Source organism: Labilibaculum manganireducens (genome assembly GCF_002843385.1).
GTDB lineage: Bacteria > Bacteroidota > Bacteroidia > Bacteroidales > Marinifilaceae > Labilibaculum > Labilibaculum manganireducens.
This window is the reverse complement of record NZ_MVDE01000011.1, coordinates 24,421-42,891: the sequence shown is the minus strand read 5'-3', so window position 1 is coordinate 42,891 and position 18,471 is coordinate 24,421. Positions and strand designations below refer to the sequence as shown.

Genomic DNA, 18,471 nt, shown 5'->3' with positions numbered 1-18,471 from the left:
AATAATACCAACCATTACTATATAAAACAAGAATAGGATGAAACAGTTTGCAATACAAATAGCATTGATATTTTTGCTGGTAAATACATCAATATCCTTTGCTCAAAACCCACTTAATTTTGGCAGCAGTATCAAAACTGCAGATCCTTCAGGCCATGTATGGAAAGATGGGAAAATGTACCTTTATACTTCCCATGATGAAGAATGTCAGCCTGATTTTTTCATGAAAGACTGGCACGTGTTCTCCTCCTCCGATTTGGTGAATTGGACCGATCATGGCGCCTGCTTATCGGTTGATGATCTTTCGTGGGCAGATAATTTCGCCTGGGCTCCCGATTGTGCCTATAAAAATGGTAAATATTATTTCTGTTTCCCTGCCGGCACCGGTTTTAAAGATCGTGTAAATTCTAAAAACAGCACAAAATGGATGGGATTAGGGATTGCAGTAAGTGATTCTCCAACAGGCCCTTTTGTTGATGCAATTAGAGCCCCTTTATGGAAAAAACCTTACGCCAACGATCCTTGTCTTTTTGTTGATGATGATGACAAAGCCTACGTCTATTTTAATGGTGGAGGCGACTATTTTGTTGCAGAAATGGCTGACGATATGCTTAGCGTTAAAGGTGATCTGATTAAAATGGATATGGGCGGATACAATCCAAAAAGAGAAGGCCCGTGGGTATTTAAAAGAAATGGAAATTACTATTATACCATGCCTGAAAATAACAGAATCCTTACCTATTACATGTCCAAATCTCCTATCGGCCCATGGAAATACCAGGGCGTTATTATGCAGCAGGAAGGGGAAAGTAATAATCACCATTCAATTGTTGAATTTAAAGGACAATGGATTTTATTCTACCACCGCTGGCTTAAAACAAAATCAACCTGCGATAAAACACAGCGTCAATGTTGTGCTGAATACCTTTATTTTAACGAAGACGGAACCATTCAGGAAGTAAAAAGAACAGATGCTGGTGTTGGGGAAAATCGGGCCGACTAGCAATACAACAATGCAAAGAGCTTTTATTCTTTTTATTATAAGCGGCGAACTGCTGGCGAGCCAGGCAAGCGTTAGCGAACGAAGAATGAACCAAATACAATTGACAAGGAGATAAATTATTTTCAAACATCATATAAAAATTAAAAACATTCAAAATGAAGTACCTATCCAAAACAATCATTTTATTACTGATTTTGTTTGCATTTTCTTGTACACAAAAAAAAGAGACTAACATTTTTCTTGTTGGTGATTCTACAATGGCCAATAAACCATTCGCGAATGGAAATCCGGAAAGAGGCTGGGGTCAAATCTTTCCTCTGTATTTAAATGAAGGCATACATGTGGAAAATCATGCTGTAAACGGACGCAGTTCAAAAAGCTTTCGGGATGAAGGAAGATGGGCCAAAGTTTTGGAAAATATGCAAACCGGAGATTATGTGATTATTCAGTTTGGACATAACGATGAAAAAATAAAGGACAGCACCAGATATACCAATCCAGATACCGATTACAGACAAAATTTGATTCGCTTTGTAAGCGAAGCACGGCAAAAAGGCGGTATTCCTGTTTTAGCCACCTCTATAGTACGTCGAAAATTTGATGAGAATGGTGTATTTCAAGAGAGCCATGGCATGTATCCACAGGTAGTTAGGGAAGTTGCAGAATCAGAACAGGTTCCGTTGCTTGATTTACAAAAATTAACCAAAGAACTTCTTATCAATTATGGAGAAGATGCTTCAAAAAAATTATACTTACACATCAATGCCGGAGAATATGAGTCTTTGCCTGATGGCAGAAATGACGACACACATCTATCGGCAAGCGGAGCTTTTCGGATTTGTGATCTTGCCAAAAGTGAAATCACACAAAAAGTGCCTGAACTTAGCGTGTATTTTAAAAAATAAATAACAGGAATGTATCTTTCTAAATTGTTCACAAAGCATTTTTTCACATCCAGATTGTAAACACTCAAAATATGCAAAAAACCACGCTGTTCACTTTATTCTCATTTTTACTATTGTGTTTGTCCTGTAATTCAAAATCAGACTCACTTTCCAATCTTAAGATTTCTGAAAACAAAAGATTTCTGACTACTGAAAATGGAGAACTATTTTTTTGGTTGGGTGATACCGGATGGTTGCTTTTCACAAAACTTACGCGCGAAGAAGCAGAAAGATATTTTGAAGACAGACATCAAAAAGGATTTAATGTAATACAGGCAATGGTTTTGCATGATGTTACAAAAGCAGTGAATGTTTACGGAGATTCTGCCCTCATAGACTGTCATGTTGATCAACCGGATACCACGTTGGGAAATTCAGCCGAAAATTCTGAGCAGTACGACTATTGGGATCACATCGATTACCTAATAAATCTAGCGAATCAAAAAGGATTATACATGGCGCTGGTACCGGTTTGGGGATCGAATGTAAAAAGCGGTATCGTGTCTGAGCAAGAGGCGCAAAAATACGCGGCATGGTTAGCCCTAAGGTATAAAAACTGTTCAAATGTAATTTGGATGAATGGCGGCGATACAAAGGGCTGTGACTCCACTTCAACCTGGCAGGCTATTGGATCAGCCATTCGGCAAAACAGTCCGAAACAGCTGATTACCTTCCACCCTTTTGGCAGAATGCAATCATCAGAATGGTTTCATAACGAAAACTGGCTTGATTTTAATATGTTTCAATCGGGACACCGAAGATACGATCAGGACACGGACCTTCCCTATCATGGAGAAGACAACTGGAAATATGCTGCTGCTGATTATGCGAAAATTCCGGTAAAACCAACTCTTGATGGAGAACCTTCTTACGAAGGTATTCCTCAGGGACTTCACGATACCACTCAACCCTTATGGACCGACTCTGATTGCAGAAGATATGCTTACTGGTCGGTTTTTACAGGTGGCTGCGGTTTTACCTACGGCAATAATGCCATTATGCAATTTCACAAGGAAGGAGATGAGAATCCGGCTTATGGTTCGAAAGAGTACTGGGAACCGGCGCTAAATGCTCCGGGAGCCATCCAGATGAAATACCTGAAGCAATTGATTTTATCAAAATCTTATTTCGACCGAATTCCTGCACAAGATCTTATTGCAGATGAGCAAGGCGAAAAATACGATTATCTATCCGCCGCAAAAGGCCGCGATTATGCATTTATTTACACCTATACTGGTCGGATAATGAATATCAATCTGGAAAAAATGGATGTAAGCGAAGTGAAAGCATCATGGTACAATCCCCGAAACGGATCCTATATTGAAATAGGTACATTCGAAGCCAAAGGCATAAAATCCTTTGATCCTCCGGGAGATAAATCAAATGGAAATGATTGGGTACTGGTATTGGAAAAAGATTGATCAGAATTGATTTGTTTCCTGAAACAGGGTAAATAATTAACAATTAAAACTTAATAAAAATGAAAAAGAATTTAATTTTTCATCAACGAAATCTTTTATTATTGATTTTGTTTGTGTTCGGTTGCTCTTCCTTGCAAGAGAAACCAGTGACTATATATCTAATCGGGGATTCTACCGTAGCTGATTATGCTGATAATTACGAAGAAGGTAAAGATTATTACAAAACCAGATATCCGGTAACAGGCTGGGGGCAGGTATTTCAGGAACAATTTACAGGAACTGATTTAACTGATTTCAAAAATATTTTCGATACAGACAGTGTTGTTATTGATGATCGTGCACGGGGAGGTAGAAGTACAAGAACCTTTTTTCAGGAAGGAAGATGGAGATCAGTATGTAAAAACCTGAAAAAAGGCGATGTTGTAATCATGCAGTTTGGTCATAATGATGCAGCACAGAACAAACCGGAACGTTATACCGATATTGAAAGCTACAAGGAGTTCCTAAGATTATTTGTATCTCAAACAAGAGAAAAGAACGCAGTTCCAATTATTCTTACTCCTGTATGCAGAAATTACCCATGGAAAGACAGTCATTTAGAAAATGTTCATGGTGAATACCCAAAAGCAGCCATGGATGTTGCTGTCGAAATGCAGGTCTGTTTTATTGATTTAAATCAATTATCTATGGATACTTTTAGCAGGAAAGGTCAGGAATATGTAACTAATAATTATTTTATGAATTTACCCGCCGGCGTATATGAAGCCTACCCGGAAGGACAATCAGACAATACGCATTTTCAACCTAAAGGAGCAAAAGTTGTTGCTAAATTGGTTTTTGATGCAATGAAAACTGTAAAGAAATGAAACCATTTTATATGTTTATGATTTGTTTTCTCAATCAAAGTTGAAAAAAATGATTTTTGAGATGTAATCAATACCAACCGTTTAAGAATTAAAAAGCCACGTCAGTGGCTTTTTTTTATGGCTCCAAGCCCCTTATTTTTTTGTTCTGATCTTTAAAACCTCACCCTATCCCTCTCCTTAAAGGAGAGGAGAATACAGCTCCTGTATCAAAACATTTTTTTTAAAAGAAGGCTCCCTTCTCCTCGAGGAGAAGAGCCGGGGTTGAGGTGTCTGTTCTCTCCCGCTCACCAGTTGCCAATTCTATTCACCTTAAGGAATCTGCGACTTTTCAAAAACCTCAACCTATCCCTTTTCTAATTTGGTGAGGAGAATACAGCTCCTGATATCTGCACATTTTTTTTGAAAGAAGGCTCTCTTCTCCTCGAGGAGAAGAGCCGGGGTTGAGGTGTCTGTTCTCTCCCACTTCACCAATGCCTAAAATAGCTGCCTATATCTTTCTTATGATTTTTTACTGCAAATGGGAAAGATGATTATCAAAACACAACCACCTGATAACAAACAAAATGACCATACAAATTTAGAAGCATTTTTCTAATTAAAATCATTCTTATAAATTTTCCCTATCATGAAATATACATTTTCAATTGAGAATATTCTCTTTTTAGGAGAATAATAAATAACTTTATCAAATAAGAAATGGATAAATAAAATTTAAAACAGGAGGCTAAATTATGGGATGCGACACAGGTTTAAAACCCAGAAAAAAAGTTCAAGTAGAAAATGCAAAAAATAGTAATCAATTAGTAAAGGAGGAAAAAACGATGAGTTCAACAATGGTAAGACAAGAAATGCCAAATTTCACAATGGATGCTTATGATGCTGCCACAGGTCATTTCACAACAGTATCGAGTGATAATTACAAAGGAAAATGGGCTGTAATATGCTTCTATCCTGCTGACTTTACCTTTGTTTGCCCAACTGAAATTGCGGCAATGAATGCTAAATATGATGAATTTCAGAAATTAAATACTGAAATCCTTGCTGTATCAGTTGATTCTAAATTTTCGCACAAAAGATTTGTTGAAACTGAACCAATCCTTAAAGGTTTAAGACTAACCATAGGTGCTGATGGAAATCAGGAAGTAAGCCGTGCATTTGGTGTACTTATCGAAGAAGAAGGTGTAGCACTGCGTGGTAGATTCTTATTTAACCCTGATGGAATTTGTGTAGCACAGGAAGTGCAAGCTGATTCTGTAGGTAGAAATGTTAATGAATTTCTACGTCAAGTGCAGGCATGGCAACATGCAACTAAAACAGGAGAAGTTTGTCCTGCAGGATGGAGACCAGGAAAAAAAACGCTTCCTGTTAATACTGATGCAGAAAAAATGACTGGACGTGTTGGTGATTACATTACAATTGAAGAAATTCTCGATTAATTCTTAATCAATACCGAAAAAGGCAGCTCCATAGAGATGCCTTTTCTTTTTACTTTATCAAGTTGTACTATTTCAAAAATTACTCAATCTCAACAAGCAAATAATCCAGCAACTCTTTCAAAAACTTTCGAGCGGTATATCTTTCCCATCAGCGCTTCCGAACACCAACAAAAACAAACAAGTTCCAAAACAAACCACCATAAGAAATCCGCAACTTTTCAAAAACCTCACCCTATCCCTCTCCTTTAAGGAGAGGAGAATACAGCTCCTGTATCAAAACATTTTTTTTGAAAGAAGGCTCCCTTCTCCTCGAGGAGAAGGGCCGGGGTTGAGGTGTCTGTTCCCTCCCACCTCACCAACATCTGGAATCGTTGCAATATCTTTCCTGAAATTTTTTGGTGCAATTGGGAAAGATGGCTAAATTGAAATTCAATAAACAGCCATATTCAACTACTATTAAACACAATAATAATGACTTACGAAGATTTGGGATACAACCACACACTTGAAAGCTATAGAATTGAACAAAATTTAGATTCATTTGCTATAGGTAGGGTTATATCGGAACACAAGGAAAGGTATGTTGTAAAAACTCCAACAAATGAGTTTGATTCTGAATTAATAGGTAATTTGCGCTTTACAGCAGAGAGCAGATATGACTTTCCGGCCGTTGGCGACTGGGTCGCATTTTCTGAATTCGATGAAGGAAAAACTCTCATTCATGCCATCTACCCCCGCAGTTCAGTAATTGAGAGGCAAGCAGTTGGCAAATCAGGACAGGTACAAATAATTGCAGTAAATATCGATTACGGCATAATTGTACAGTCTGTTAACCGCGATTTTAATATCAACCGTTTAGAACGGTATTTGACCATTTGTTATGCTTCTAATGTGGAACCAATTATACTTCTTAGCAAAATTGATTTAATTACTGCTGCCGAGTTGGAAACTTTTCTAAATCTGATTGCGGAACGCATAAAAGATGTTCCTGTAATTGCCATCAGCAATGAATCGGATACCGGACTGGATCAATTAGCAACACTAATAAATACGGGGAAAACCTATTGTTTGCTGGGTTCCTCGGGTGTGGGAAAATCGACACTGCTAAACAAGCTAAGCGGTAAAGAACTAATGAGTACAGGAGCTATCAGCGAAAGTATCGACCGAGGGAAACACATTACCAGCCACAGAGAATTAATCGTGCTCGAAAATGGCGGGATTTTAATCGATAACCCAGGGATGCGGGAAGTTGGAATTGCAAACACGGCCAGTGGTTTAGAAATAACGTTCGACGGCATTATGGAATATGCAGAAAATTGCCGGTTTAAAGACTGCACCCACCAACACGAAAAAGGCTGTGCGATTTTAGAAGCTGTTGAAAATGGTGAAATTGATCCCAACTCATATGCGAACTTTCAGAAAATGCACCGGGAAAAAACACATTTTGAATCGACTGTGCAAGAAAAGAAAAAAAAGGATAAAAGTTTTGGCAAGATGGTGAAAAATGTAAAAAAACAAAGAAAAGACAATAAGTTCTAAACAGTATACTAATACAATAGTAAAAGCCACCTCACGTTGGCTTTTCTTATCTCTTTCAGCACGTCAACAGTTTGTTCGCTCCATAACTTTTCAAAACCTCACCCTATCCCTCTCCTTTAAGGAGAGGAGAATACAGCTCCTGTATCAAAACATTTTTTTTGAAAGAAGGCTCCCTTCTCCTCGAGGAGAAGGGCCGGGGTTGAGGTGTCTGTTCTCTCCCACTTCACCAACACCTAAAATAGCTGCCAATATCTTTTCATATAATTCCATTGCCATGTTGTGTATGATGGCTACATTTAAGTATTACTGGAAATTACCATACAGTAAGGAATTTGAAAAAACTAAAATATAAGAGCAAACCTATGGCACGATTTATATTAAAAACAAAACAGGAAATAGGTATTTCGCCGGATGAATTACTGTTTCGGGGAGAACAAAAAATAGATAATGTGTTGTTGCGGGTTATCGATTTCGATGCCAATAATCTGGAAGAGAATGCTGTTAAAACAGTAAGCGAAGTGCCAAAATACCAAGAAAAAGACTCCGTAACCTGGTTTAATATCGATGGAATTCATAATACAGACATTATGCAGGAAATCGCAAAAGACTTTAATTTCGAACAGCTTATTATGGCAGATGTAATGAATACCCATGCACGTCCTAAAGTGCAGGAGTACGACAATTGCATTTTCATTTCCATAAAAATGCTGCGGCAGGATAATGAAACAGATTTAATTCAGGTTGAAAATTTAAGTTTAATCATCACAGAAAATGTTTTAATCACCTTTCAGGAAATAAAAGGTGATGTTTTTGAACCTGTACGCGAACGAATAAGAAAGCATAAAAAACGAATACGTAATTCGGGCACAGATTATCTTGCTTTTGCCTTACTGGATATTGTAATCGATAATTATATCTATATCATTAGTGTGCTTGGGGAAAAAATCGAAACCTTGGAGGAAAACCTGCTGCTGGAACCAAAACAGTCGGTGATTGACGATATTAATTCCTATAAACGTGAATTAAACTTTTTGCGGAAAAACATTAAACCCGCAAGAGAAATGATCCTGAACCTCTCGAAAATGGAATCGGAATTAATAGCCTACTCTACAGATGTTCATTTTAAAGAGCTTCAGGATAACATTAATCAGGCAACGGAATCTTCAGACAGTTATCGTGAAATCCTCTCCGACCAGCTTACGATTTACCACACAACCATAAGCAGCAAGCTGAATGACATCATGAAATTTTTAACCATTTTTTCAGTCATTTTTATTCCTCTCACATTTATTGCGGGTATTTATGGCACAAATTTCGATGTTGTGCCAGAACTTCATTACGAATACAGCTATTTTATTATGTGGATGGTAATGATCATTTTGGCTGTAATAATGCTCATCTATTTTAAGAAAAGAAAATGGTTTTGAGAAGAAACCGAAACAGAACGGTTTCTTATGTATTTCGCTCTATAGCAACGAAAAGAGGGTTTTCATATAGAATTTAACCCTTCCGTACTAAAATGAACCAATGATTGGGAATTTTAGCAGACTGTTTTCACAAGAAAAGCCATTATTTGTGAACGAAAAATTTCCCTTGGTCGGGATACAGGAATTAACGGCTTGTTTCCTCAATATAAGATCAAAAGATGTTCTGTAAATCTGATATATTTTATTTTTTTGGCTATTTTCGCACCCTACCAAAGAATTGATGATGAAAAAAGTATTTCCATTCAAAATAGCCCTGTTCTGTCTCTGCTTTTTTTGCCTTACATTCCTTTCAATGGCTCAAAACAGCGAGCAATTTCAAATTGATTCTTTACAGAAGCAGAACCGAATTGAATCGAACCAAGAACAGCTTGTAGATAATTACAATCAAATGGCTTATTTATTTGGAGGTATAAGTATTGACAGTTCTCTGCGTTACAGCCAAAAAGGAATGCTGCTGGCTCAGAAGATTAATTACGATCATGGTTTGGCTGTATCCCATTTATACACTGCCCGCGCACTAATTCAAGATGCAAAATTAAAGCCGGCAATGGAAAATTTCAATAAGGCTCTTAGTCAATTTATTCAGGAAAAAGATTCCGTCAACCTATTGGATTGTTACAGTGGCATGAGTTATTTGGCTTCCTATGAATCAAATCAATTAAAAAGTCTTAATTATAATCTAAAAGCACTTGAAATTGCAGAAAAATTAAAGGATACAACCAGTTTGTCTGTTTGCTGCAACAACATTGGTGCAATTTACAAACGACTCGATAATTATGAATTGGCTTTAAATTATTTTCAAAAATCCATTGCTTTGGAACAAAATTCCACTAACGTGGGAGATTTAGCCATTTCCTATTCCAATATTGGGGTTTTAAAGGTAGAAAATCAAAAATTTAAAGAGGCTAAGTCCGATTACCTGAAAATTAAATCCTTGCTTCCAAAAATTGACAGCAAATACGTTCTATCCTATCTGTATCTGTCCTTATCGGGATATTACAATGGCATCAACAATTTTGATTCAACAAAATACTATATTGATAAAGCCAGCGAAATTTGTATCAAGAATAATTATCAGCACATCTTGGCGCGTGCATACCGCAAACAAGGAGAAATGCTTTTCAAACAAAAAAAGTACTCCGAAAGTATTCACGTTCTCGATAAATGCTTAAAATTATCCGATTCTATTGGTGTACAGGAAGAATATCCTGAAATTTATAAGATGAGTGCCAAAGCCTATTCACAAATTGGAGATCATAAACAAGCATACAAATCGCTGCAAAAGGCAAATAATGCCATCGATTCTTTAAAAAGTGAGAAAGTAGCTGAGTATTTGGTTGAATTTGAAGAACAAAAGGCTAAGAATGAAATAGAGAAGCAACAGCTTGAATTGGCACTTAAAAATCAACAGGCCGAGAATGCTGCTATTATCATGAAAAACAAGTACACACTGGCTTTGCTTGCTATTGTTATACTCATTCTCTCGATTGCAATTGTGGCATTTTACTTTTTAAGATCCAAAAAGAACAATATCATTTTAAAATCACAGCATAAACTTATTAATGAACAAAAATTACTTCTGGAGGACAATATCAAAAAATTAGAAGTAAGCGAAGAAAACCTTCAAAAGTTAAATGCGACTAAAGACAAGTTTTTCTCTATTATTGCTCATGATTTAAAAAGTCCTTTTACTGCAATTATTGGTTTTAATAACGAATTAGCACATCATTACAATGACTATAATGATGATGAACGTCTGGAAATGATCAATCACGTTGGAGATGCCTCAAAATCGACCTATTCCCTGCTCGAAAATTTATTAACATGGTCCAGATCACAAAGTGGATTTATTTCATTGAATAAAGAGGTACACCTAATAAAGAATCTGGTAGAAGAAGGCATCTTACCAAACATGGCGGCGGCTGAAATAAAAAAAATTAATGTCCTAAATAATATCGATGATGCACAAACAGTGTGGGCCGATAAGGAAACCATTAAAATAGTTGTTTCCAATTTATTTAATAATGCCATTAAATTCTCTAATACAGGAGGTGTGATTACCCTCACCGGAAAATTGAAGAATGGCGTGTTTGAAATTTGTATACGCGATACCGGTATTGGCATGAGTGAACAAATAATGAATAATCTTTTTATGATTGAAAAGAACATTCAACGCGTAGGAACCAACGAAGAAAAAGGAACCGGATTGGGTTTGATTCTTTGTCAGGAATTTGTTCGTAAAAACGATGGCCAAATATGGGCAAAAAGCAAGGTTGGCGTGGGTACAGAAATGTATTTTTCTTTGCCTGTTAACAAAAACAAATAAATTCAGCAATACTACCCCGAAACTATTAATTTACCGTGTCACGCAGGTTATTGAAACTTAACACTGCAGTCTATGCCATTCCACTTAATCAACAAACAGAACAACTTGACAACATAAAAAGTTTCTCTGATCAACATCGACAAACTTGGCAAACTTGACATATATCAAAAACAATATCTTTTAGTAGGTTTGCATGTTTTTAATTTTTTAAGCTAAATCACATGAAAAAAATTGTACTACTATTTGCCATTATCGCAATTGGCACATCTTCATTTGCTCAGGATGTAAAATACGGAATAAAAGGAGGTTTAAATCTTGCAAACTGTGCCGGAGATGACCTAAAGGGTGATTCCAGAGCCGATATTTACTTTGGTGGTTTTATGAGGACAAATTTCACAGAATGCTTGGCGTTTCAGACTGAACTTATTTATTCCCGACAAGGATCGAAAGAAGATAGTGAAGGAAGTAATTTGCAATTTAAAACCAACTTTTTAAATATTCCTCTATTGCTTCGAGCAAAAATGTTTGGAACCGATAAATTATTTGCAGTTGCAGGGCCTCAAATCGGCATTCATTTAAGTTCAGAATTTGAGGAAGACGGTGAAACTGCTGATTATGACAAAGCCATGAGAGATTTTGATTTATCTTTTGATTTTGGACTTGAATTTGACCTTAACAAACAATTTAGTATCGAAGCCCGCTACAACTTTGGAATAACTAAAATATTCAATGATGACTATGTTGAAATAGATGCTAAAAATTCCGTTTTTCAAATTGGAATAGCTGCATCGTTCTAATTCATCCTAATTTTCTAAAATACAAAACAAAATTCGATCCAAACCGATCGGATTTTTTAGTATCTATAACATTCTAATTCAGGTTGATTAGTACACTTTTACATTTCAACCAACCGAAGATTATTTTCTCCTTGGCATAAACAAAAAACTTAGCTACATTAGCAACTTCTGTTTAACCAAGCTAGTCACAAATGAATACCCCTGCAATTAAAAACCGCCTGCACGTTGTAGATGCATTAAGAGGATTTGCCCTTGTCTCCATCATGCTCCTGCACAATATTGAGCATTTCGACGTTTATTTTTCGCCGGCCAACCTTCCTGCATGGATGGTTTCTTTAGATAAAATGATTTGGGATTCATTGTTTTTCCTTTTCGGAGGTAAATCCTACGCGATATTCGCCTTACTATTTGGCTTAACCTTTTTTATTCAGACTAATAATCAAAACAAACGAGGCAATGATTTTAGAGCGCGCTTTGCCTGGCGTTTGCTGCTTCTTTTCATTTTTGGGATTATAAACTCAGCATTTTACCAAGGTGATATACTTACTCTATATGCTTTTGTAGGTTTATTTTTGATCCCTTTGGTGAAACTAAACAACAAGTGGATATTTGTTGTTGCTTTACTCCTGTTCGTTCAGCCTTACGAATTATTTAACCTTTTTAAAGCCATACAAAATCCGGATATTAAAATAGCCAATCCAATATCATGGACCTATTTCGGCAAAATGGATGAATACGTAAAAGCAGATTCATTTTTTGGTACTGTATACGGCAATTTAACAAATGGGAAAAGAGCCGTTATTGCCTGGAGCTGGGAAAATGGTCGTTTTTTTCATATTCTTTCAACTTTTCTATTCGGGATGCTGGCCGGTCGTATGAATCTTTTTTCTAAATCAGATAAAAACACCAAATTTTGGACAAAGACTTTTATTATTTCAATCATCGCATTTGTTCCCCTGTTTATACTTCAAAAAAACCTTAGCGGATTAATTGGCAGTGAAGCGATTCGTCGCTCAGTGCAAACCATCGAAACCTCATGGTGTAATCTTTCATTCATGGTATTTTTGGTATCAGGATTTGTTTTACTCTTCAACACCAATGCATTTCGAAATGTTCTGACACCATTTTCAGCAATAGGTAAAATGAGCCTTTCCAACTATGTATTTCAATCCATGTTAGGTGCCGGCATCTATTACGGATTCGGTTTGGGAATGTATCAATACACAGGTGCGACTTACAGCTTGTTAATTGGTATCAGCCTTGCTCTAATTCTAGGTCTGTTTTGCACGTGGTGGGACAAGAAACATTCTCATGGTCCATTGGAGGCTATCTGGCACAAAGCTACCTGGTTGGGAGCAAAATAGGCTTTACTTTTTGCAATATCAATTCCCCGGTAATTTCCAACATGATTTACTCCACATGTTTACAATCATACATTTTTGTAGATTTTCAATATGAATCCCTACAAAAATGAAATTTTTCATGTCCCTGCAATTCGTTAATGATCTGAAATTGAACACCTATCTGTTTTAGGTACTTATTTTGATTGTTAGCTGGTATCTTTTTTAGAACGACTAACAAACAAATGGATTATGAAAGTATTGATACCAGTGGTTGATCATGAAAATGCAAAAAATAAGATTACAAAAGAATTTGACGATGCTGCCTCTTACTGCATATATGATAGCTTGAGTAAAACTTATGAATGGCTTCCAACCAATGCATTAACAAGCAAAATTGGCAACATCAGTTTTGCATTAAAACGTAAGGGAATTCTTTCGGTGATAATAAGAGAAATGCCAGTTATGGCCATTCATTTGTTTACTGAAATGGGAATTGCCTTGTATCCCGCTCAGGGAAATAATTTAGAAGAAAACATTAAACTGTTCGACAAAGAAGAATTGCATCCTCTCACAATCGTAAATGGAAATGTGACACATGTAAGCGTTTCAAATTGCAGTACATCCTGCGGATCATGCAATTCCGGATGCTAATTATATTGTTTCTATTACTAATCGTTACACGTAAATAACCTGATATGACAACAAGAAAATTAAACTGGAACCGATGGATGCAGGATGGTGATCAATTTCTAAAAGGAGCAACACCAAAAGGTGAAAAAAGCATCTTGGGAAATACCGTTCGATACAATTTGTTATCGATGTCTTTAGAAGGATACATCATGGCAATACTGGATTATCATCAAAATATGCCTCAAAATCACACTTACAGTGATCTTATTTATGGTCTGGAAGAGGTGATGCCAATTGATGCAACGCTTAAAAAGCGCATCTTAAAATACGAAAACATCCAATCTATTTGTTCTTTGGAAAAGTATCATCGGTCGGAACCAACTGACGAAGATTTAGCTGACCTATTTGGAGCAATTCAGGAAATAAGCAGAATTGCACATGAAACATGCTTAGAAAGCGTGTAATCACCTTACTATGTGCAAATTAAAACAAGCTATACAATCTCTTCAATTGCATAGTCTTGATTATTGAATTGAACGGTATTTCCTTTTTGTTTGCCAATAAATTGTTTTGCAAGCGGAGATGTAAAAGAAACCAAATAGTATTCCTTTTTGTCTAATTCAACTTTTCCCAAAGCAACAGACACAAAAAACCGAAGTTTATCAGTAATTACAAGAGATCCAAGAGAAATAGAAGGATTTGAAATTTCAGGATCAATTTTAGCCAATACGCTTTGCATGTTTTGACTGCCGACAAATTGCTGAGCCATTTTCTCCTGTTCCAAATGAACCATTGCCCGTCCGGTTTCATGCTTATCTCCCGCACTGCTTTTGGTTTCGCTTCCTGCTGATTCTTTCAATTCCTGCAAGACCAGCTTATTGTGCTGCAACTTCTCTTCTATTGTCTGATATACATACAGGTACAACTCTTTTTTTATTTCTAAGTATTTGCTCATAGAATTAACATCTGATTACGACATATTCTTTAAACAACACTGTTTGTATTTCTTCCCTGAGCCACATGGACATGGATCGTTTCTATTGATTTTTGTACCTTGCTCAACAGGCGATTCCGAAGAAGCAAAAATATGCTCCATCTGCTGATAATGGTTCTTCCATTCCGCATCGCGCATTTCACAAAAAGCTGTTCCTTTCTGAAAATCAGAAACTTTACCTTCCATCACATCAATATAATATTGTAACTCGACCGCGGTGTGCTTACCTTCGAATTTTGGCAGAATCTCCTTAAATTTTTGAAGAGTGTTGTTGCGCTGTAAATCACCCAATACACGAATGTAATGATCTACCCAATGAAAATTCTCCTTATCCAATATGGAATGAATTCGATCAAACTGTTCCTCTGTTGCGTAATACAATGCCTCAAAACAATAGAGATAAGGCTTTTTATTATCTGATTTAATGTTTTCTTCAATAAAACCGAGCACTTTATCTACGAATTGTTCCGGATATTTTCTGGCAAGCAGTCCTGCCAAATATACAGCCTGTTCGTTCATTAAATCCCAATCTTCCTCAACAGTAAACAGTTCCAATAATGGCTCAAACAATTCCTCCGACAAATGTTTCTCTGCAACAATACAATACCATAATGGTGCCGGCAGCATCACTCTGTACTCGTCAGAATAGTATGCTTCACCATTGTAGGCATTTGTAAAGGCGAAAACCAATTTCTTTCTTAACTCTTCGCTATTTTCCTGATTTCTCAGGAAATCAATTGCTTCGTATGGAATTCCCTTAAGCTGGGTATCGATTGTTTCGAATGCGTGTTCAGTAGATCGTATCATATAGTCAAATTTATTGGCAAATATATGCAATTTTATATGCTTTGACTTTCTGCAAACTCTAATTTAAAACAATTTTCACAATAATATATCATATAACTATATAAGTAATTATAGAACATAAAGTTGCAGAATCTAATAATCTCCTGTATAAATATTTATAAGTAAATGATATAAGTTAAGCTGAATTTTATTTCTTCTATATTTGGTTCTAATTACTCTTATTTCAGATCCGTTCACATAAATATTAGATATATCTTCTGAGCTTTCAATTTCAACATTTTCTATTTGTATTCCATCTATATAATTTTTATACTTTGCACTTAAAGACGAAAAATTCTTCGCTCGACTATATATGCCAACATATTTTTCGTTTAACCCATTCGAGTCATAATTTAACATGGACTTATTTAAATGCGTTTCAATTATTTTTGTATTTAATCCTGCTAATATAAAACCTTCAAAAAACGAGATTGTATTACCTTCAATTGTTTCAACTGCAATATCTAATTCCCCTTGATTTTTACCTGATTCAGATCTACCTTTAAGGGATTGCTCATTCAGTGTTAGCTTTTTACTAGAAAGATACTGCCTCATTAGATCTTGGAAATATGTGTTAATTTGATTTTCATTAAAACCTTTTAATAAATCTAATCTTGTTTGCAATTGAGAAGACGCTGACACAAAATCTCTAATAAGGCTTTCTTTGGCCTTTACCGATTTATACCCGATCATTAATTCTTCAATATCAACTTGCTCTAAACTATTTCGACAATCAATTAATTTCCTTCCCTTAATTATATACTTCGCAAGAAGCTCTTTTTCGAACATGTATGGATGATTACTTTCTAAACAATCAACACAACTACATGCATACAATTCTTTATAATCAATCTTTTCTAGCTTTAAATCTATATGAATCTGATTAAGCTCATGAGTAATAATTGTATATAAATGTGATTTCATTTCACCTATAATATATAAATTTATAGACTTCTTGATTTTATTTAATTCAACTAACGCTCTGCATGTTTCAGAATTAAAAATGGCTCCATATTTCCAAAAAAGACTATCCTCTAAATGATTATTCAAACGACATATTAATCTTTCAATTAAACCAGAAGGTAAAAAGTTATACCTTACTTTATATCTTAACGCTTCTGATATCCTAAACCTATCAAGTTCTTCAATAGAAGGGGATTGCGCTTTGAGTAATGTTGGAATAACATAAAGACTACTTGAACCAATCACTTTAAAACAAATTTCAAATTTTTCCATTAATGATAAAAGTTCATAATGTTTCCCTTTGGGATATTGTTTATCATTCAAATATTTGGATAAATTATTAGCTTCAAACAGTCCATTGTTTTTCTGTACTTGCAATGAATGAATGAGTTGATATATAGCCTTCGTCAACCAATGTGGATTTATAATTACTAAATTATTTAGCATAATATCATCTTTGAAATAAATTATATCTCCTAAATCATTTAAATACCCACTTAGATGATTTACTTTCTCAATTTCATTAAATCCACAAATCTCTTTAAAATCATCAAAAGTGATGTAATCTAATTCTTTTCTTGCTAATTCTTCTCTAATATTCTCCCATGTTTGTGGCAACCTATCACCTAAGTGTGGCAATTTTGAAATAGTTTCTCGTATCTGTCGTTTAAGTTCTTGTATCCCCTCTTTTGTAAAACAAGAAATATTAAAAAAGCCGACGATATTCTTAAATATATCTAGATAATTTTTTTCATCAATACTTTTAATTCGTATATCTGCTTTGTTCATAACTATAATAACTGGGCAGTTTTTACTAAGACGCTGAATAATACTCAACCAGTATTCAAAACTTTCTTCCTCATTATCAGCACGAGGTTCCCAAACAAATATGTATAAGGATCTTTGCGTCAAAAAGAACTGATGAGTAGAATACAATATTTCTTGTCCTCCAAAGTCCCATACATTTATTTTTATATCTTTTTCTACAAATATCTCTCCTTCTAAATATGGCTCTTTCAATATATCAACATAATCTGAAAACCCTTCACCATAAGAAGAAATATCCCCCATATATATATATGACTCTTTATCCTGTTCATTTCCTAAACCTTCATCATATTCATACAGATTCTCTCTATCATTAAAAAAAGAATAGTAAGGTTTATGGGCAGGAAAATATACTGTTTCATATAATCTATTTATATTTATTCCTTCCGTTGTATTTTCCTCTCCTATTTTCACTTTATATTCAGGATCATTCAAAGTTTTTACAAGAGTTGTTTTACCTACACTCCCCTTACCAACAATTAGAAGTTTTGTTTCAAATAATCTTTTTGTCTTATCCTGGGACTTTAAAGAATCAAGGTAAAACTCGATATATGATAAATTTCCTTCTGTGGAGATTTCAATTGGGATAGAATCTAAAAATGGGTTATTATCAAAATAAATACAAATCTTATTTTCATCAAATTGTAAAAGATTATAAGGGATTCTGTAAAATAAATTAGATGAAATATCAATTTCGTTAATTGAATACTCTTTATAAAAATCAAAGCAAATATCTTGTAAATAATTATTGCTAATATTCAAACTTAATAAGGAATATAATTTTGAAATCATATCTGAGCATTCCACAAATTTATTAAAACTTAAATCAATTGAATCTAAAAAGTTCATATCCGAAATATCCGTCGGAATTTCTGTGAGCTGTAAACCACTTAAATTTAAATGGCTTGTATCGTATTTTCTAGCTTCTTCAATCCTATTTAGCGCAATCTGTATATTTACTGTATTCATTTATCTTAATTTTTAAAACATAAATATATATAATTAAAAATTACTATTTCTGGAATCTTAAATTATGCTATCAAAAAAT

15 protein-coding genes are annotated in these 18,471 nt (G+C 35.1%); 12 read left to right on the top strand and 3 right to left on the bottom strand.

All coding sequences use genetic code 11. The features are described from left to right. The first annotated feature begins 37 nt into the window (after positions 1–37). From BZG01_RS09035 to BZG01_RS08980, 12 genes are all read left to right on the top strand, one after another. The gene (locus BZG01_RS09035; protein WP_101309510.1) at positions 38–1,003 is read left to right on the top strand and encodes a family 43 glycosylhydrolase; all 966 of its coding nucleotides are present in this window, start codon (positions 38–40) and stop codon (positions 1,001–1,003) included. 155 nt (positions 1,004–1,158) lie between these two features. Beyond that, positions 1,159–1,908: a rhamnogalacturonan acetylesterase gene (locus BZG01_RS09030; protein WP_101309509.1), complete on the top strand. Its 750-nt coding sequence runs from the start codon at positions 1,159–1,161 to the stop codon at positions 1,906–1,908. Positions 1,909–1,979: 71 nt separating this feature from the next. Beyond that, on the top strand, positions 1,980–3,368 hold the full coding sequence (locus BZG01_RS09025) for a glycoside hydrolase family 140 protein (protein ID WP_101309508.1): 1,389 nt from the start codon (positions 1,980–1,982) through the stop codon (positions 3,366–3,368). 59 nt (positions 3,369–3,427) lie between these two features. Beyond that, entirely contained in the window at positions 3,428–4,234 is an 807-nt protein-coding gene (locus BZG01_RS09020) for a rhamnogalacturonan acetylesterase (protein WP_101309507.1), read from the top strand. Positions 4,235–4,965: 731 nt separating this feature from the next. After that, entirely contained in the window at positions 4,966–5,670 is a 705-nt protein-coding gene (locus BZG01_RS09015; protein ID WP_101309506.1) for a peroxiredoxin, read from the top strand. Positions 5,671–6,141: 471 nt separating this feature from the next. Next, a complete protein-coding gene (gene rsgA / locus BZG01_RS09010) occupies positions 6,142–7,209 on the top strand; it encodes a ribosome small subunit-dependent GTPase A (RefSeq protein ID WP_101309505.1) in 1,068 nt (355 codons plus the stop codon). A gap of 362 nt (positions 7,210–7,571) precedes the next feature. Continuing rightward, positions 7,572–8,636: a magnesium/cobalt transporter CorA gene (gene corA / locus BZG01_RS09005; protein WP_101309504.1), complete on the top strand. Its 1,065-nt coding sequence runs from the start codon at positions 7,572–7,574 to the stop codon at positions 8,634–8,636. Positions 8,637–8,988: 352 nt separating this feature from the next. After that, entirely contained in the window at positions 8,989–11,022 is a 2,034-nt protein-coding gene (locus tag BZG01_RS09000) for a tetratricopeptide repeat-containing sensor histidine kinase (RefSeq protein ID WP_180327269.1), read from the top strand. Between the two features lie 221 nt (positions 11,023–11,243). Continuing rightward, complete coding sequence (locus BZG01_RS08995; RefSeq protein WP_101309502.1) at positions 11,244–11,819, top strand: porin family protein; 576 nt, start codon at positions 11,244–11,246, stop codon at positions 11,817–11,819. Positions 11,820–12,010: 191 nt separating this feature from the next. After that, positions 12,011–13,183: a DUF418 domain-containing protein gene (locus tag BZG01_RS08990; protein ID WP_101309501.1), complete on the top strand. Its 1,173-nt coding sequence runs from the start codon at positions 12,011–12,013 to the stop codon at positions 13,181–13,183. A 228-nt stretch (positions 13,184–13,411) separates the two neighbouring features. Then, complete coding sequence (locus BZG01_RS08985) at positions 13,412–13,813, top strand: NifB/NifX family molybdenum-iron cluster-binding protein (protein WP_101309500.1); 402 nt, start codon at positions 13,412–13,414, stop codon at positions 13,811–13,813. Between the two features lie 44 nt (positions 13,814–13,857). Beyond that, entirely contained in the window at positions 13,858–14,256 is a 399-nt protein-coding gene (locus BZG01_RS08980) for a hypothetical protein (protein WP_101309499.1), read from the top strand. 29 nt (positions 14,257–14,285) lie between these two features. Here the strand turns inward: BZG01_RS08980 and BZG01_RS08975 are convergent, their stop codons facing one another. From BZG01_RS08975 to BZG01_RS08965, 3 genes are all read right to left on the bottom strand, one after another. Further along, positions 14,286–14,747: a 3-oxoacyl-ACP synthase gene (locus tag BZG01_RS08975; RefSeq protein ID WP_101309498.1), complete on the bottom strand. Its 462-nt coding sequence runs from the start codon at positions 14,745–14,747 to the stop codon at positions 14,286–14,288. Positions 14,748–14,762: 15 nt separating this feature from the next. Then, positions 14,763–15,593, bottom strand: coding sequence for a YecA family protein (locus BZG01_RS08970; RefSeq protein WP_101309497.1), 831 nt, complete (start codon positions 15,591–15,593; stop codon positions 14,763–14,765). A 132-nt stretch (positions 15,594–15,725) separates the two neighbouring features. Next, positions 15,726–18,392, bottom strand: coding sequence for a COR domain-containing protein (locus BZG01_RS08965; RefSeq protein ID WP_101309496.1), 2,667 nt, complete (start codon positions 18,390–18,392; stop codon positions 15,726–15,728). Positions 18,393–18,471: the final 79 nt, after the last annotated feature.

Coding starts and splice junctions, on each gene's coding strand:
- BZG01_RS09030 (WP_101309509.1), top strand. CDS start 1,159: ATGAAGTACCTATCCAAAACAATCATTTTATTACTGATTTTGTTTGCA.
- BZG01_RS09035 (WP_101309510.1), top strand. CDS start 38: ATGAAACAGTTTGCAATACAAATAGCATTGATATTTTTGCTGGTAAAT.
- BZG01_RS09020 (WP_101309507.1), top strand. CDS start 3,428: ATGAAAAAGAATTTAATTTTTCATCAACGAAATCTTTTATTATTGATT.
- BZG01_RS08980 (WP_101309499.1), top strand. CDS start 13,858: ATGACAACAAGAAAATTAAACTGGAACCGATGGATGCAGGATGGTGAT.
- BZG01_RS09000 (WP_180327269.1), top strand. CDS start 8,989: ATGGCTCAAAACAGCGAGCAATTTCAAATTGATTCTTTACAGAAGCAG.
- BZG01_RS08970 (WP_101309497.1), bottom strand. CDS start 15,593: ATGATACGATCTACTGAACACGCATTCGAAACAATCGATACCCAGCTT.
- BZG01_RS08985 (WP_101309500.1), top strand. CDS start 13,412: ATGAAAGTATTGATACCAGTGGTTGATCATGAAAATGCAAAAAATAAG.
- BZG01_RS08975 (WP_101309498.1), bottom strand. CDS start 14,747: ATGAGCAAATACTTAGAAATAAAAAAAGAGTTGTACCTGTATGTATAT.
- BZG01_RS08990 (WP_101309501.1), top strand. CDS start 12,011: ATGAATACCCCTGCAATTAAAAACCGCCTGCACGTTGTAGATGCATTA.
- BZG01_RS08965 (WP_101309496.1), bottom strand. CDS start 18,392: ATGAATACAGTAAATATACAGATTGCGCTAAATAGGATTGAAGAAGCT.
- BZG01_RS08995 (WP_101309502.1), top strand. CDS start 11,244: ATGAAAAAAATTGTACTACTATTTGCCATTATCGCAATTGGCACATCT.
- corA (WP_101309504.1), top strand. CDS start 7,572: ATGGCACGATTTATATTAAAAACAAAACAGGAAATAGGTATTTCGCCG.
- rsgA (WP_101309505.1), top strand. CDS start 6,142: ATGACTTACGAAGATTTGGGATACAACCACACACTTGAAAGCTATAGA.
- BZG01_RS09025 (WP_101309508.1), top strand. CDS start 1,980: ATGCAAAAAACCACGCTGTTCACTTTATTCTCATTTTTACTATTGTGT.
- BZG01_RS09015 (WP_101309506.1), top strand. CDS start 4,966: ATGGGATGCGACACAGGTTTAAAACCCAGAAAAAAAGTTCAAGTAGAA.